Source organism: Pantoea sp. ARC270, from assembly GCF_003236725.1.
Lineage (GTDB): Bacteria > Pseudomonadota > Gammaproteobacteria > Enterobacterales > Enterobacteriaceae > Pantoea > Pantoea anthophila.
This window is the reverse complement of the sequence record NZ_PUGA01000030.1, coordinates 17294-32574: the sequence shown is the minus strand read 5'-3', so window position 1 is coordinate 32574 and position 15281 is coordinate 17294. Positions and strand designations below refer to the sequence as shown.

15 protein-coding genes are annotated in these 15281 nt (G+C 54.8%); all 15 read left to right on the top strand.

Going from position 1 to position 15281, the window contains the following annotated elements:
- The first annotated feature begins 186 nt into the window (after nt 1–186).
- Nucleotides 187–912, top strand: coding sequence for a 30S ribosomal protein S2 (rpsB, locus tag CKF42_RS14620; RefSeq protein WP_009091997.1), 726 nt, complete (start codon nt 187–189; stop codon nt 910–912).
- A gap of 182 nt (nt 913–1094) precedes the next feature.
- The gene (gene tsf / locus CKF42_RS14615) at nt 1095–1946 is read left to right on the top strand and encodes a translation elongation factor Ts (RefSeq protein WP_009091996.1); all 852 of its coding nucleotides are present in this window, start codon (nt 1095–1097) and stop codon (nt 1944–1946) included.
- A gap of 157 nt (nt 1947–2103) precedes the next feature.
- A complete protein-coding gene (gene pyrH, locus CKF42_RS14610; RefSeq protein WP_009091994.1) occupies nt 2104–2829 on the top strand; it encodes a UMP kinase in 726 nt (241 codons plus the stop codon).
- A 143-nt stretch (nt 2830–2972) separates the two neighbouring features.
- Nucleotides 2973–3530, top strand: coding sequence for a ribosome recycling factor (frr, locus tag CKF42_RS14605; protein ID WP_009091992.1), 558 nt, complete (start codon nt 2973–2975; stop codon nt 3528–3530).
- Between the two features lie 111 nt (nt 3531–3641).
- The gene (gene ispC, locus CKF42_RS14600; protein WP_046101259.1) at nt 3642–4838 is read left to right on the top strand and encodes a 1-deoxy-D-xylulose-5-phosphate reductoisomerase; all 1197 of its coding nucleotides are present in this window, start codon (nt 3642–3644) and stop codon (nt 4836–4838) included.
- A 181-nt stretch (nt 4839–5019) separates the two neighbouring features.
- Nucleotides 5020–5772, top strand: a complete 753-nt coding sequence (gene ispU, locus CKF42_RS14595; protein WP_111208499.1) for a (2E,6E)-farnesyl-diphosphate-specific ditrans,polycis-undecaprenyl-diphosphate synthase — start codon at nt 5020–5022, stop codon at nt 5770–5772.
- 18 nt (nt 5773–5790) lie between these two features.
- Nucleotides 5791–6648: a phosphatidate cytidylyltransferase gene (gene cdsA, locus CKF42_RS14590; protein WP_009091988.1), complete on the top strand. Its 858-nt coding sequence runs from the start codon at nt 5791–5793 to the stop codon at nt 6646–6648.
- 12 nt (nt 6649–6660) lie between these two features.
- Nucleotides 6661–8010: a sigma E protease regulator RseP gene (gene rseP, locus CKF42_RS14585; RefSeq protein ID WP_111208498.1), complete on the top strand. Its 1350-nt coding sequence runs from the start codon at nt 6661–6663 to the stop codon at nt 8008–8010.
- Between the two features lie 51 nt (nt 8011–8061).
- Entirely contained in the window at nt 8062–10473 is a 2412-nt protein-coding gene (gene bamA, locus CKF42_RS14580) for an outer membrane protein assembly factor BamA (RefSeq protein WP_009091984.1), read from the top strand.
- Between the two features lie 107 nt (nt 10474–10580).
- Nucleotides 10581–11078: a molecular chaperone Skp gene (skp, locus tag CKF42_RS14575; protein ID WP_003852644.1), complete on the top strand. Its 498-nt coding sequence runs from the start codon at nt 10581–10583 to the stop codon at nt 11076–11078.
- 3 nt (nt 11079–11081) lie between these two features.
- Nucleotides 11082–12107, top strand: a complete 1026-nt coding sequence (lpxD, locus tag CKF42_RS14570; RefSeq protein ID WP_058958057.1) for a UDP-3-O-(3-hydroxymyristoyl)glucosamine N-acyltransferase — start codon at nt 11082–11084, stop codon at nt 12105–12107.
- 152 nt (nt 12108–12259) lie between these two features.
- Nucleotides 12260–12715 carry a 3-hydroxyacyl-ACP dehydratase FabZ gene (gene fabZ, locus CKF42_RS14565; protein ID WP_009091980.1) on the top strand — a complete coding sequence of 152 codons (456 nt, stop codon included), beginning with the start codon at nt 12260–12262 and terminating at the stop codon, nt 12713–12715.
- 3 nt (nt 12716–12718) lie between these two features.
- Nucleotides 12719–13507: an acyl-ACP--UDP-N-acetylglucosamine O-acyltransferase gene (gene lpxA / locus CKF42_RS14560; protein ID WP_009091978.1), complete on the top strand. Its 789-nt coding sequence runs from the start codon at nt 12719–12721 to the stop codon at nt 13505–13507.
- A gap of 3 nt (nt 13508–13510) precedes the next feature.
- The gene (gene lpxB / locus CKF42_RS14555; protein ID WP_046101262.1) at nt 13511–14659 is read left to right on the top strand and encodes a lipid-A-disaccharide synthase; all 1149 of its coding nucleotides are present in this window, start codon (nt 13511–13513) and stop codon (nt 14657–14659) included.
- Entirely contained in the window at nt 14652–15278 is a 627-nt protein-coding gene (rnhB, locus tag CKF42_RS14550; RefSeq protein WP_111208497.1) for a ribonuclease HII, read from the top strand. The genes lpxB and rnhB overlap by 8 nt, the downstream gene beginning before the upstream one ends.
- The last annotated feature ends 3 nt before the right edge of the window (nt 15279–15281 follow it).

Here is a 15281-nt window from a genome sequence, read left to right as displayed (position 1 = left end):
GCGGTTTGTGGTATAAAGCGCGCCGACGATTCTCTGTATGGCCGTTTTGGTCAGCAGGAAACGCATAACTCTCATTATGTGTAATAAAACACACATGTATCGACACATACGCCGGGGTGCCTTGAAAGAGGTCGGTCGTATGGGATACATGGAGGCCCAACCCCAAATCAAATTTCAGAGGTAATCATGGCAACTGTTTCCATGCGCGACATGCTCCAGGCTGGTGTTCACTTCGGTCACCAGACCCGTTACTGGAACCCAAAAATGAAGCCATTCATTTTTGGTGCACGTAACAAGGTTCACATCATCAACCTGGAAAAAACCGTTCCTATGTTCAACGAAGCTCTGGCTGAACTGAACAAGATCGCTTCCCGTAAAGGTAAGATCCTGATCGTAGGTACCAAGCGCGCTGCTGCTGAAGCGGTAAAAGAGTCTGCACTGAGCTGCGACCAGTTCTTCGTAAACCACCGCTGGTTAGGTGGCATGCTGACTAACTGGAAAACCGTGCGTCAGTCAATCAAGCGTCTGAAAGATCTGGAGACTCAGTCTCAGGATGGTACTTTCGACAAACTGACCAAAAAAGAAGCGCTGATGCGTGCGCGTGAGCTGGCCAAGCTGGAAAACAGCCTGGGCGGTATCAAAGACATGGGCGGTCTGCCAGACGCGCTGTTTGTTGTTGATGCTGACCACGAACACATCGCAATCAAAGAAGCAAACAACCTGGGTATCCCGGTATTTGCTATCGTTGATACCAACTCTGATCCAGATGGCGTTGATTTCGTTATCCCAGGTAACGACGACGCAATCCGTGCTGTAAGCCTGTACCTGAATGCCGTTGCGACCACCGTTCGCGAAGGCCGTTCTCAGGATCTGGCTGAGCAAGCTGAAGAAGCGTCTTTAGAAAACGCTTAATAAGGTTTGCTCTGCATAAGAGCCCTTAGTATTCAGATGTGATCTGTAAGGGGCCTGTACTGGCCCCTTTATTTTATCTAAGTCTGTAACGCCCCCCTGTCGGACGGCGGGACAGAGTAAATTTTCCGCAAATAAGTGTCTGCTGGTGCACATGTACTCAGGCACGAACCGAGGATTCTGGAATGGCTGACATTACCGCTGCATTGGTAAAAGAACTGCGCGAGCGTACTGGCGCTGGCATGATGGACTGCAAAAAAGCGCTGACCGAAGCGAACGGCGACATTGAGCTGGCGATTGAGAACATGCGTAAGTCTGGCGCAATCAAAGCAGCGAAAAAAGCAGGTAACGTTGCGGCTGATGGCGTGATCAAAACCAAGATCGTTGGCGACTACGGCGTGATTCTGGAAGTAAACTGCCAGACTGACTTCGTCGCAAAAGATGGCGGTTTCCAGGCATTCGCAGACAAAGTTCTGGACGCGGCTGCAGCCGATCGCGTAACCGATGTAGAAGTTCTGAAAGCGCAGTTCGAAGAAGAGCGCGTTGCACTGGTTGCTAAAATCGGTGAGAACATCAACATCCGTCGCGTAGCAATCCTGGAAGGCGCAGAGCTGGGCAGCTACCTGCACGGCGCACGTATCGGCGTACTGGTTTCAGCGAAAGGCGCTAACGAAGATCTGATCAAACAGATCGCTATGCACGTTGCGGCAAGCAAGCCTGAATTCGTTAAGCCAGAAGACGTTTCTGCTGACGTGGTTGAGAAAGAGTACCAGGTTCAGCTGGACATCGCGATGCAGTCTGGCAAGCCAAAAGAGATCGCAGAGAAGATGGTTGAAGGCCGCATGAAGAAATTCACCGGCGAAGTCTCTCTGACTGGTCAGGCTTTCGTTATCGACCCAAGCAAAACCGTTGGCCAGGCTCTGAAAGAGCAGGGCGCTGACGTCATCAACTTCATCCGCTTCGAAGTGGGCGAAGGCATCGAGAAAGTTGAGTCTGACTTCGCTGCAGAAGTTGCAGCCATGTCCAAGCAGTCTTAATGCTCTGAAAGAACCGCCAGATGGCGGTTCTTTTTTGTCTGTGAACCGCAACAGACACATTTTCAGTTTCATCCCAATAGCAATTTCATTGCGGTAAGCGGATGATCGATCACAATTTACTTCTCCTTTACACCCTATCTTCCAGGAAGAACTGACCATGGCGACCAACGCAAAACCTGTTTATCAACGTATCCTGCTTAAACTCAGCGGTGAAGCCCTGCAAGGCGCTGAAGGTTTTGGTATCGACGCGAGTGTGCTGGACCGTATGGCACAAGAGGTAAAAGAGCTGGTTGAGCTGGGCATCCAGGTTGGCGTTGTGATCGGCGGGGGTAACCTGTTCCGCGGAGCGGGCCTGGCGCAGGCCGGGATGAACCGCGTTGTGGGTGACCACATGGGTATGCTGGCTACCGTAATGAACGGCCTGGCGATGCGTGATGCGCTGCACCGCGCCTATGTGAATGCCCGCCTGATGTCAGCGATTCCACTGAATGGCGTCTGCGATAACTACAGCTGGGCAGAGGCGATCAGCCTGCTGCGTAACAACCGCGTGGTGATCTTCTCCGCCGGTACCGGCAATCCGTTCTTCACTACCGATTCTGCGGCCTGCCTGCGCGGCATTGAGATCGAAGCGGATGTGGTCCTGAAAGCGACCAAAGTGGATGGCGTCTATTCCGCCGATCCGGTGAAAAACCCGGATGCGACCCTGTATGAGCAACTGACCTATACTGAAGTGCTGGATCAGGAGCTGAAAGTGATGGATCTTGCGGCCTTTACCCTGGCGCGTGACCACAAACTGCCTATCCGTGTTTTCAACATGAATAAGCCAGGCGCGCTGCGTCGCGTAGTGATGGGTGAAAAAGAAGGCACCCTGATTACGCATTAATACCCGAGGCGAGATAAAATAAGGTATATTCTGTCAGCGCGATGATGACGCATCGCGCACCAGTCAGGATTATCGATGATTATCGATCCCGCTTCCGGCCAGGCCGGAACTGGCCAGGTCAAACCGAATCCAAGGGTTTCAACGTGATTAACGACATCAAAAAAGATGCTGACACGCGCATGGAAAAATGCGTTGAAGCATTCAAAAACACCATCAGCAAAGTGCGCACGGGTCGTGCTTCCCCTTCGCTGCTTGACGGCATCGTCGTCGAATATTACGGCACGCCGACGCCACTGCGTCAGCTGGCTTCCGTCACTGTGGAAGACTCACGCACGCTGAAAATCAACGTGTTTGATCGCACCCTGAGTGCGGCAGTTGAAAAAGCGATCATGAAGTCCGATCTCGGTCTGAACCCAAGTTCAGCCGGCAGCGACATCCGTGTTCCGCTGCCTGCGCTGACCGAAGAGCGTCGTAAAGATCTGATTAAAATCGTGCGCGGCGAAGCCGAGCAGGGCCGTGTGTCGGTACGTAACGTCCGTCGTGATGCCAACGATAAAATCAAAGCGCTGCTGAAAGATAAAGAGATCAGCGAAGACGACGAACGTCGTGCGCAGGATGAAATCCAGAAAATGACGGATGCTTACATCAAGAAAGTGGATGCTGCACTGTCAGAAAAAGAGACGGAGCTGATGGATTTCTAATCCCATCGCTGCCGGAAAAAACGCCGTACAGAGAGGTATTCGTATGAATGCGACATCTGGCGGCGTTTTACATTGTGCCACTGTGCACGCTGACTTCACACGGATAGCTTCATGAAGCGATTAACTCTGCTGGGATCAACCGGCTCAATCGGCACCAGCACGCTGGCGGTGGTTCGCGCCAATCCGGCGCTCTATCAGATTACAGCACTGGTGGCCGGTCATAACGTGGCGCTGATGGCCGAACAGTGTGCAGCCTTTACCCCGCGCTACGCCTGCATGGCAGACGAAGCCTCCGCTGCTGCGTTGCGTGAGCGACTGAGAGCAATCAGGGTCAATACTGAAGTGCTCTCCGGCGTTCAGGCAGCCTGTGAGCTGGCCGCGCTGGATGAAGTGGATCAGGTGATGGCGGCGATCGTTGGCGCCTCCGGCCTGCTGCCGACGCTGGCAGCCATCCGTGCCGGAAAAACCGTGCTGCTGGCGAACAAAGAGTCCCTTGTCACCTGCGGCCGTTTGTTTATGGAGGCCGTGCGTCATCATCACGCACAGTTACTACCGGTCGACAGCGAGCATAACGCCATTTTTCAGAGTTTACCGGCTACCATCCAGCATCAGTTAGGTTACGCTGACCTGCGGGATAATGGCATCGAGTCGATTATCCTTACGGGATCAGGTGGTCCTTTTCGTGACACAGATTTAGCCGATCTCAGCGCCATGTCGCCCGATCAGGCCTGTGCTCATCCGAACTGGTCGATGGGGAGAAAAATCTCTGTCGACTCGGCCACCATGATGAATAAAGGTCTTGAGTACATTGAAGCCCGTTGGTTGTTCAACGCCAGCGCAGCGCAGATGGAAGTGATACTCCACCCGCAGTCGGTGATTCACTCCATGGTGCGATACTGCGATGGCAGCGTGCTGGCTCAGTTAGGTTCACCGGATATGCGTACGCCCATTGCTCACAGCATGGCCTGGCCTTCGCGCATCAATGCAGGCGTGACGCCGCTGGATTTCACCCGCATGTCGGCGCTGACGTTTGCTGAACCTGACTTTAATCGCTACCCCTGTCTGAAGCTGGCCATTGATGCCTGCGAAGCAGGGCAGGCGGCCACCACCACGCTCAATGCAGCCAACGAGGTTGCCGTTGCGGCTTTCCTGAATCACCAGATCCGCTTTACCGACATCGCTGCGCTGAACAGTGCGGTGCTGGCGGCACAGGTGTGTGCGGAACCGGATTCGGTGGACGCTGTCCTTGAAATCGATCGCTCTGCGCGCGCGCGGGCAACAGAAATGTTGTCGCGCTTCACGTCGTGACGCCGATCGATATGAGGCCATTTGTTCGCTTCAGGTGAAAATGGTATAGTCGCTGGCTCGCGTTTCACGGTCTGTCACCGAATTCGGTGTGGCCCGACACTGAGAATCTGTCGGGATTTGAATCGGGCGCAATGTATTCAGAAACCACAGCATTTCTGATGAAAGGAATTGGTTAAGCGTTATGTCGTCTCACAATCACAACAACACTGATGACCAGCAGGGAAACGGTCCGCGCCACGTCGCTATCATCATGGATGGCAACGGTCGCTGGGCCAAAAATCAGGGAAAATTGCGCATTTCAGGCCACAAAGCGGGCGTCAAATCGGTACGTCGTGCCGTCAGCTTTGCTGTCAGCAACAATCTCGAAGCCCTGACGCTTTACGCCTTCAGCAGTGAAAACTGGAGCCGTCCGGCGCAGGAAGTCACCGCGTTAATGGAACTGTTTGTCTGGGCACTCGACAGTGAAGTGAAGAGCCTGCACAAACACAACGTCCGGTTACGCGTCATTGGCGATACCAGCCGTTTCAGCCCGCGTATTCAGGAACGTATTCGCCGTTCTGAGACGCTGACTGCAAATAATAGTGGCCTGACGCTCAACATTGCTGCCAACTATGGCGGCCGTTGGGATATTATCGAAGGCGTGAAAAAACTGGCTGAACAGGTTCAGGAAGGCTTACTGCGTCCTGACCAGATTACCGAAGAGAGCCTGACGTCGCAGCTCTGTATGCAGGAGCTGGCGCCAGTGGATTTAGTGATAAGGACCGGGGGAGAGCATCGGATTAGCAACTTCCTGCTGTGGCAGATTGCCTATGCTGAATTCTATTTTACCGATGTGCTCTGGCCGGATTTCGATGAACACGTTTTTGAAGGTGCACTGAATGCATTCTCTCTGCGGGAGCGTCGTTTTGGCGGCGCTGCACCAGGCGGCGCCTGAGCAATCTGGGGGTAACCTTTGCTGAAGTCTCGTCTGATTACCGCGTTAATTTTAATTCCGCTGGTAATAGCTGCACTGTTCTGGTTACCACCTGTGGGTTTCGCAATTACCACCATCATTATCTGTATGCTGGCCGCCTGGGAATGGGGTCAGCTGGCAGGGATGGCATCCCGTCAGCAGCGCGTCTGGCTGGCGGTTCTTTGTGGTCTCTTACTGGCCCTGATGCAGTTTACCCTGCCTCCTTATCAGCATGATGTGCATCTGCCGCAGGTGGCGACATCGCTCTGGGCGTCGCTGGTGTGGTGGGTCGTTGCGCTGCTGCTGGTTCTCTCCTATCCCGCTTCGGCCGCCTTCTGGCGCCATTCACGTCCGCTTCGCCTGCTGTTTGGTCTCTTAACCCTGGTGCCTTTTTTCTGGGGCATGATGGCGCTGCGTCAGTATCACTATGAAACCGATCACTTCGCCGGGGCCTGGTGGCTGCTGTTTGTCATGCTGCTGGTGTGGGGCGCGGATTCAGGGGCCTACATGTTTGGCAAGATGTTCGGCAAACACAAGCTGGCGCCAAAGGTCTCACCGGGTAAAACCTGGGAAGGTTTTCTGGGCGGTCTGGTCTCTTCCGCGCTGATTGCGCTGCTGTTCGCAACGCTGGCCCCTCTGACGGTGTCAGCTGGCACGCTGGTGGTCTGCGCGGTGATTGCGACGCTGGCGTCGGTGCTGGGTGATCTCACCGAAAGTATGTTCAAACGCGAAGCGGGCATCAAAGACAGCGGTAATCTGATCCCCGGTCACGGCGGGATTCTGGATCGCATTGATAGTCTGACTGCGGCAGTGCCGGTGTTTGCCTGTTTATTGCTGCTGGTGTTTCGCACCCTTTAAGGACAGGCAAAGATGTTGAGCATAATCTGGAGTTTTGTCGCCTTTATCGTTGCGCTGGGCGTGCTGATTACCGTCCATGAATTTGGCCATTTCTGGGTCGCCCGTCGCTGCGGCGTCAAAATTGAACGCTTTTCCATCGGTTTCGGTAAATCACTCTGGCGGCGTCGTGACCGCCAGGGCACCGAGTTTGTCATCGCGCTGATTCCCCTTGGCGGCTACGTGAAAATGCTCGACGAGCGTGTCGAGAGCGTGCCCGCCGAACTGCGTCATCAGGCTTTCAACAACAAAGCCGTCTGGCAGCGCGCTTCCATCATTGCGGCGGGTCCTGTCGCTAACTTCCTCTTTGCCATCTTTGCCTACTGGGTTGTGTTTATTCACGGCGTGCCGGGTGTGCGTCCGGTAATCGGTGAAATTTTAAACGGTTCGGTCGCGGCGGAAGCGCAAATTGCACCCGGTATGGAACTTAAGGCGGTTGACGGTATCGAAACGCCTGACTGGGATGCTGTGCGGATGGCGCTGGTGGGTAAAATCGGTGACAGCAGCACAACCCTGACGGTGGCACGATTTGGCGAGGACGCGACCCAGGAGAAACAGCTGGATTTGCGTAACTGGCAGTTTGAGCCAGACAAGCAGGATCCGGTTGTCGCGCTGGGCATCCGGCCACGTGGTCCGCAGATTGAGACCACACTGGCAGAAGTGCAGGCGAACTCGCCAGCCAGTGAAGCCGGTTTGCAAGCTGGCGACAGGATCGTTAAAGTCGATGGTCAGCCATTATCGCAGTGGCAGACTTTTGTCACGCAGGTCCGGGATAACCCGGGCAAAAGCATGGCGCTTGAGGTGGATCGCGGCGGTGATGCAATTACGCTGACCATGACGCCAGAAGCCAGATCGGGCAGCAAAGGCGAAGGATTTGCGGGTGTTATCCCGCGCATTGTCCCGCTGCCGGAAGAGTACAGAACGGTAAGACAGTATGGCGCGTTTGCGGCTATCGGTGAGGCCAGTGTAAAAACCTGGCAGCTGATGAAGCTTACCGTTTCTATGCTGGGCAAGTTAATCACGGGTGATGTGAAGCTGAACAACCTGAGCGGGCCAATCTCGATTGCGCAGGGTGCAGGGTTGTCAGCAGAGTATGGGTTGATTTACTACCTGATGTTCCTGGCGCTGATCAGCGTCAACCTGGGCATCATCAACCTGTTCCCATTGCCGGTTTTAGATGGTGGGCATCTGCTCTTCCTGGCGATCGAAAAGATCAAAGGTGGACCGGTGTCCGAGCGAGTTCAGGACTTTAGTTATCGCATCGGTTCGATTTTGCTGGTGCTGTTAATGGGGCTTGCACTTTTCAATGATTTCTCCCGTTTGTAACCGCTGGAACGCGAACATTCAGGGGATGTGTTAGGAAAACGCATAATAACGATGGCGATGAAAAAGTTGCTCATAGCGTCGCTGCTGTTTAGCAGCGCCACCGTTTACGGTGCAGACGATTTCGTGGTGAAGGATATTCATTTCGAAGGGCTGCAGCGAGTCGCCGTCGGCGCGGCTCTGCTGAGCATGCCAGTTCGGGTTGGCGATACGGTGAATGACGATGATGTCAGAAACACCATTCGCTCACTGTTCGCGACTGGCAACTTTGAGGATGTTCAGGTCCTGCGAGACGGTACAACGCTGATTGTCCAGGTCAAAGAACGTCCTACCATTGCCAGCATTACCTTCACCGGTAACAAAGCGGTGAAAGAGGATCAGCTGAAACAGAATCTGGAAGCCTCCGGTGTGCGTGTCGGCGAAGCGCTTGACCGCACCACGCTCTCTTCTATCGAAAAGGGCCTGGAGGATTTCTACTACAGCGTCGGTAAATATACGGCCAACGTGAAAGCGGTGGTCACGCCACTGCCGCGTAACCGTGTCGATCTGAAGCTGGTCTTTACGGAGGGTGTCTCTGCCAAAATTCAGCAGATCAACATCGTTGGTAACAAGGCGTTCAGTTCTGATGAACTGATCTCCCGCTTCCAGCTGCGCGATGAAGTGCCATGGTGGAACGTGGTCGGCGACCGTAAATACCAGAAACAGAAACTGGCCGGTGACCTCGAAACCCTGCGCAGCTTCTATCTGGATCGCGGCTATGCCCGCTTTAATATCGATTCGACCCAGGTCAGCCTGACGCCGGATAAAAAAGGCATCTACATCACGGTCAACATCACTGAAGGCGATCAGTACAAAATCGCCGGCGTGATCGTGAATGGCAGCATGGCAGGCCACTCAGCAGAGATTGAACATCTGACCAAAATTCCGGCAGGCGAGCTCTATAACGGCGCCAAAGTCACGAAGATGGAAGATGACATCAAGAAACTGCTGGGCCGCTACGGCTACGCCTATCCGCGCGTCGTGACACAGCCTGAAATCAACGATGCTGATAAGACTGTCAAACTGCACATCAACGTCGATGCCGGTAACCGCTACTACGTGCGTCACGTTCGCTTTGAAGGTAACGACACCTCAAAAGATGCGGTGCTGCGTCGTGAAATGCGTCAGATGGAAGGGGCCTGGCTGGGCAGCGACCTGGTCGAGCAGGGCAAAGAGCGTCTGAACCGCACCGGTTACTTTGAAAACGTCGATGTGGATACCCAGCGCGTGCCGGGTTCACCGGATCAGGTTGATGTGGTCTACAAGGTTAAAGAGCGCAACACCGGGACCTTCAACTTCGGCGTCGGTTACGGCACCGAGAGTGGCGTAAGCTTCCAGGTCGGGGTCACGCAGGATAACTGGCTGGGCACCGGTAATACCGTCGGCATCAGCGGTACCAAAAATGACTATCAGACCTATGCTGAGTTCTCGCTGACTGACCCTTACTTCACCGTAGATGGGGTGAGTCTGGGTGGTCGTCTGTTCTATAACGACTTTAAAGCGGACAATGCCGACCTCTCTGACTATACCAACAAGAGTTATGGTCTGGATGGCACGCTGGGCTTCCCGGTTAACGAAAACAACACACTGCGTGTCGGTCTGGGCTATGTCCACAACGACCTCTCCAACATGCAGCCGCAGGTGGCGATGTGGCGTTATCTGGATTCAGTCGGCAAGCCGCAGCAGCTGGATGATAAAGGCGAATTCTCTGCTGATGACTTCACCTTCAACTACGGCTGGACCTACAACACGCTGGACCGTGGCTTCTTCCCGACGGCGGGTAACCGCACCAACCTGAACGGTAAGGTGACGATTCCTGGCTCAGACAACAGCTTCTACAAGGCCACGCTGGATACCCAGCAGTATGTGCCGATTAACCAGGATCACACCTGGGTGCTGCTGGGTCGCGGCCGTGTGGGTTACGGCGATGGTCTCGGCGGCAAAGAGATGCCGTTCTATGAGAACTTCTACGCTGGTGGTTCCAGTACCGTTCGTGGCTTCCAGTCCAATACCATTGGTCCGAAGGCTGCCTACTACAATAACAACTCGTCGAATTGCCGCCTGGCCGATCCGGATGGCATCTGTAAGTCTGACGATGCGGTCGGCGGAAACGCCATGGCGATTGCCAGCCTTGAGCTGATCACGCCAACGCCGTTCCTGAGCGAGAAGTATGCCAACTCGGTACGTACCTCGGTGTTTGTCGATACCGGTACCGCATGGGATACCCACTGGGAAAACACGGCCGAAACTCGTGCGGCGGGCATTCCAGACTACAGCGATCCTAACAATATCCGCGTTTCAAGCGGTGTTGCGCTGCAGTGGATGTCACCGCTCGGCCCGTTGGTGTTCTCTTACGCCCAGCCGATAAAGAAAGTGGATGGAGACAAGTCAGAGCAGTTCCAGTTTAACATTGGTAAAACCTGGTAATGTTCTGAGCATGGATGCATAGCTGAAGTCTTGCTGCCGGACAGCGCAGGCTGTTCCGGGGCAAACACTGTGTCGCTGACACAAACGTTGATGGTAAGGAGTTTATAGTGAAAAAGTTGTTGTGTGCCGCAGGTCTGGGTCTTGCTTTAGCGGTTTCCGCTGGTGTTCAGGCTGCTGACAAAATTGCAGTGGTAAACGTGTCCAGCATTTTCCAACAGTTACCGCAACGTGCGACTGTTGCTAAACAGCTGGAAAATGAGTTCAAAGGCCGTGCAACTGAGCTGCAGAGCCAGGAACGCGATCTGCAAACTAAAATGCAGCGTTTACAGCGTGACGGCTCTACCATGAAGGCCAGCGAACGCAGCCGTATGGAAAAAGATGTCATGTCTCAGCGTGAAGCTTTCTCTTCAAAAGCCCAGGCCTTTGAGCAGGATAACCGCCGTCGTCAGATGGAAGAGCGTAACAAGCTGCTGAGCCGCATTCAGGACGCCGTGAAGAAAGTCGCTGACAGCGATGGTTACGATGTCGTGATCGACGCGAACGCGGTGGCTTATGCATCAAACGCAAAAGACATTACTGCTGACGTGCTGAAACAGGTTAAATAATTCATGGCATCTATTCGACTGGCTGATTTAGCCCAGCAGTTGGATGCAGAATTGCACGGAGATGGCGATATCGTCATCTCCGGCATTGCTTCTATGCAATCCGCCACAACTGGCCAAATCACATTTCTTGCAAACAGCCGTTACCGCGAGCAACTCGCCCTGATAAAGGCTTCAGCCGTGGTGCTGACGGAAGCGGATCTGGAGTGGTGCAATACGGCAGCGCTGGTGGTGAAAAATCCCTACCTGACCTATGCGCGTATGGCACAGATACTCGATACCACCCCCCAGCCCGCGCAGAATATCGCGCCCAGCGCGGTGATCGACCCTTCAGCCCGACTCGGCAATAACGTCGCGATTGGCGCTAACGCCGTAATCGAAGCGGATGTGGAGCTGGGCGACAACGTGGTGATCGGCGCAGGCTGCTTTGTGGGCAAAAAAACCCGCATCGGTCGCGGCACCCGTCTCTGGGCCAACGTCTCCGTTTATCATGAGATTCAGATCGGCCAGGATTGTCTGATTCAGTCAGGCACCGTCATCGGTTCTGATGGCTTCGGCTATGCCAACGATCGCGGTAACTGGGTGAAAATCCCGCAGTTAGGCGCGGTAATTATCGGCGATCGGGTGGAAATTGGTGCCTGCACTACCATCGATCGCGGTGCGCTGGATAACACTCTGATAGGCAATGGTGTTATCATAGACAACCAGTGCCAGATCGCTCACAACGTAGTTATTGGCGACAATACTGCGGTTGCAGGCGGTGTGATCATGGCGGGTAGTTTGAAAATTGGACGTTACTGTATGATTGGCGGTGCCAGCGTCATTAACGGCCATATGGAAATCTGTGACAAAGTCACCGTGACCGGTATGGGCATGGTCATGCGTCCTATCACAGAGCCTGGCGTCTATTCCTCAGGCATTCCGCTGCAACCCAACAAAACCTGGCGCAAAACTGCAGCGCTGGTGATGAACATCGATGACATGAGCAAACGCTTAAAAGCCATCGAGCGCAAGGTCGGCAAAGACGACTGACCGCCATCCCAAAACTGACCGGCTTTCATAATAAAAATGTTAAGCAGGGAAGCCCGGCGCCACAGAACCTATTTGCGGCCTGCGGAAGATCATTTTGATCTGTGCAGGCCGTGTTATTGATGTCATCAGATTTTTAGGACAGGAAGAGTATTTTGACTACTGAAACTCATACTCTGAAAATTGAAGAGATTTTAGAGCTGCTGCCGCACCGCTATCCGTTTCTGCTGGTAGACCGCGTGCTGGAATTTGAAGAGCACAAATACCTGCGTGCAGTGAAGAACGTTTCTGTTAACGAACCGTTTTTCCAGGGGCATTTCCCTGGTAAACCGATTTTTCCTGGCGTTCTTATCCTGGAAGCGATGGCGCAGGCCACCGGTATTCTGGCGTTTAAAAGCGTAGGTAAACTGGAGCCAGGTGAACTCTATTATTTTGCCGGTATCGACAACGCCCGCTTCAAGCGCCCTGTGGTACCAGGCGACCAGATGATCATGGAAGTCACTTTCGAGAAAACCCGCCGTGGTCTGACCCGCTTCAAAGGCGTGGCGACTGTCGACGGTAAAATCGTTTGTGAAGCGACCATGATGTGTGCCCGCAGCCGGGAGGCATAATTCGTGATTGATCCAACCGCCACTATCCATCCCAGTTCTGTCATCGAAGAGGGCGCGGTTATCGGCGCCCGCGTTCACATTGGCCCGTTTTGCTTTATTGGCGCGAATGTGGAGATCGGTGAAGGAACGGTACTGAAGTCACACGTTGTGGTGAACGGCCACACGCGTATCGGTAAAGATAACCAGATCTATCAGTTCGCCTCTATCGGCGAAGTGAACCAGGATCTGAAATATGCCGGTGAGCCAACACGGGTTGAAATCGGCGATCGCAACCGCATCCGTGAAAGCGTGACGATTCATCGCGGCACCACTCAGGGTGGCCATGTCACCACGGTGGGCAGCGATAATCTGCTGATGGTCAACGTTCATATTGCGCATGACTGCGTGATCGGCAACCGCTGTATCTTCGCCAACAACGCGACCCTGGGTGGTCACGTCACGGTCGATGATTTCGCCATTATTGGCGGCATGACAGCGGTGCATCAGTGGTGCACTATTGGTGCGCACGTGATGGTGGGTGGCTGTTCCGGCGTGGCGCAGGATGTGCCGCCTTACGTTATTGCGCAGGGCAACCATGCCACGCCGTTCGGGATCAACATTGAAGGCCTCAAGCGTCGCGGCTTCAGCAAAGAGTCGTTGCACGCGATCCGCAACGCCTACAAGTTGCTCTATCGCAGCGGCAGAACGCTGGAGGAAGTGAAGCCGGAGATTGAAGCGCTTGCGCAGCAGCATAGCGAAGTGCAGCCTTTCTACGATTTCTTTGCCCGTTCAACCCGTGGATTAATTCGTTAATTCATGTCAGCGCGTCCTCTAACGATTGCCCTGGTCGCCGGAGAAACCTCCGGCGATATTCTTGGTGCAGGTCTGATTCGAGCCCTGAAAGCGCGCCATCCCGACGCGCGTTTTGTCGGCGTAGCCGGTCCGCTGATGCAGGCGGAAGGGTGTGAAGCCTGGTATGAGATGGAAGAGCTGGCGGTCATGGGCATTGTGGAGGTGCTGGGACGTCTGCGCCGTCTGCTGACGATCCGCCGCGATCTCACCCGGCGCTTTACCGAACTCCAGCCCGATGTGTTTGTCGGGATCGATGCGCCTGACTTCAATATTACGCTGGAAGGTAACCTGAAACGCGCCGGTATCCGTACTATTCACTACGTCAGTCCCTCAGTCTGGGCCTGGCGTCAGAAGCGCGTCTTCAAGATTGGTCGTAACACCAATCTGGTGCTGGCCTTCCTGCCGTTTGAAAAAGCGTTCTACGATCGCTTCAATGTTCCCTGCCGTTTTATCGGTCACACCATGGCGGATGCGATGCCGCTGCACCCTGACAAACAGGCTGCGCGTCGTCACCTGGGGATTGCCGATGATGCGCTCTGTCTGGCCCTGCTGCCCGGCAGTCGTGGCGCAGAAGTTGACATGCTCAGCGCCGATTTTCTCAAAACGGCCCGGTTACTGCGCCGTCACTATCCGGCGCTGGAAATCGTCGTTCCGCTGGTAAACGCCCGCCGGCGCGAACAGTTTGAGAAGATAAAAGCCGAAACGGCTCCCGACCTTCCTGTGCATCTGCTGGATGGTCAGGGACGCGAGGCGATGATCGCGAGTGATGCCGCACTTCTGGCATCGGGCACTGCTGCGCTGGAGTGCATGCTGGCAAAATGCCCGATGGTGGTGGGGTATCGTATGAAACCGGCGACCTTCTGGCTGGCAAAACGGCTGGTGAAGACCCCCTATGTTTCGCTGCCCAACCTGCTGGCAGGGCGGGAACTGGTGAAAGAGTTACTGCAGGATGAGTGTCAGCCCGAAGCCCTGGCCGCGGCGTTAGATCCGCTGCTGCATGCCGGGCCTGAGCGCGAAACCCTGCTGCAGACGTTCAATGAATTACATCAACAGATCCGCTGGAACGCCGATGAACAGGCGGCGGATGCGGTACTGGAGCTGGTGAATGCCTGATTTTATCTATCCTGCCGCCACGCTGATTGCCGGTGTGGATGAAGTCGGGCGCGGCCCGCTGGTTGGCGCGGTCGTTACGGCGGCGGTGATCCTCGATCCGGCCAACCCGATTACCGGGCTGGCGGACTCGAAGAAGCTGTCGGAAAAACGCCGGCTGGCCCTGTTTGACGAAATTAAAGAGAAGGCGCTGGCGTGGAGCCTGGGCCGGGCAGAACCGGAAGAGATTGACCAGCTGAATATCCTGCATGCGACTATGCTGGCGATGCAGCGTGCGGTTGCTGGCCTCTGCGTTCAGCCTGACTATGTGCTGATCGACGGTAATCGCTGCCCGGCGCTGCCGATGCCGTCGCAGGCGGTAGTCAAAGGGGACAGTCTGGTCGCTGAGATCAGCGCCGCTTCTATCATTGCCAAGGTCTCCCGCGACCGTGAAATGGCTGAACTCGATCTGCTGTTCCCGCAATATGGCTTTGCACAGCACAAAGGCTATCCGACGGCGCTGCACATGGAAAAACTGACGCAGTATGGCGCGACCCCGCACCACCGTCGCAGTTTTGCTCCTGTCCGCAACGCGCTGATCGATGCGGACGTACTGGCCGCCAGCCAGCCCCATACGCTTTAATAG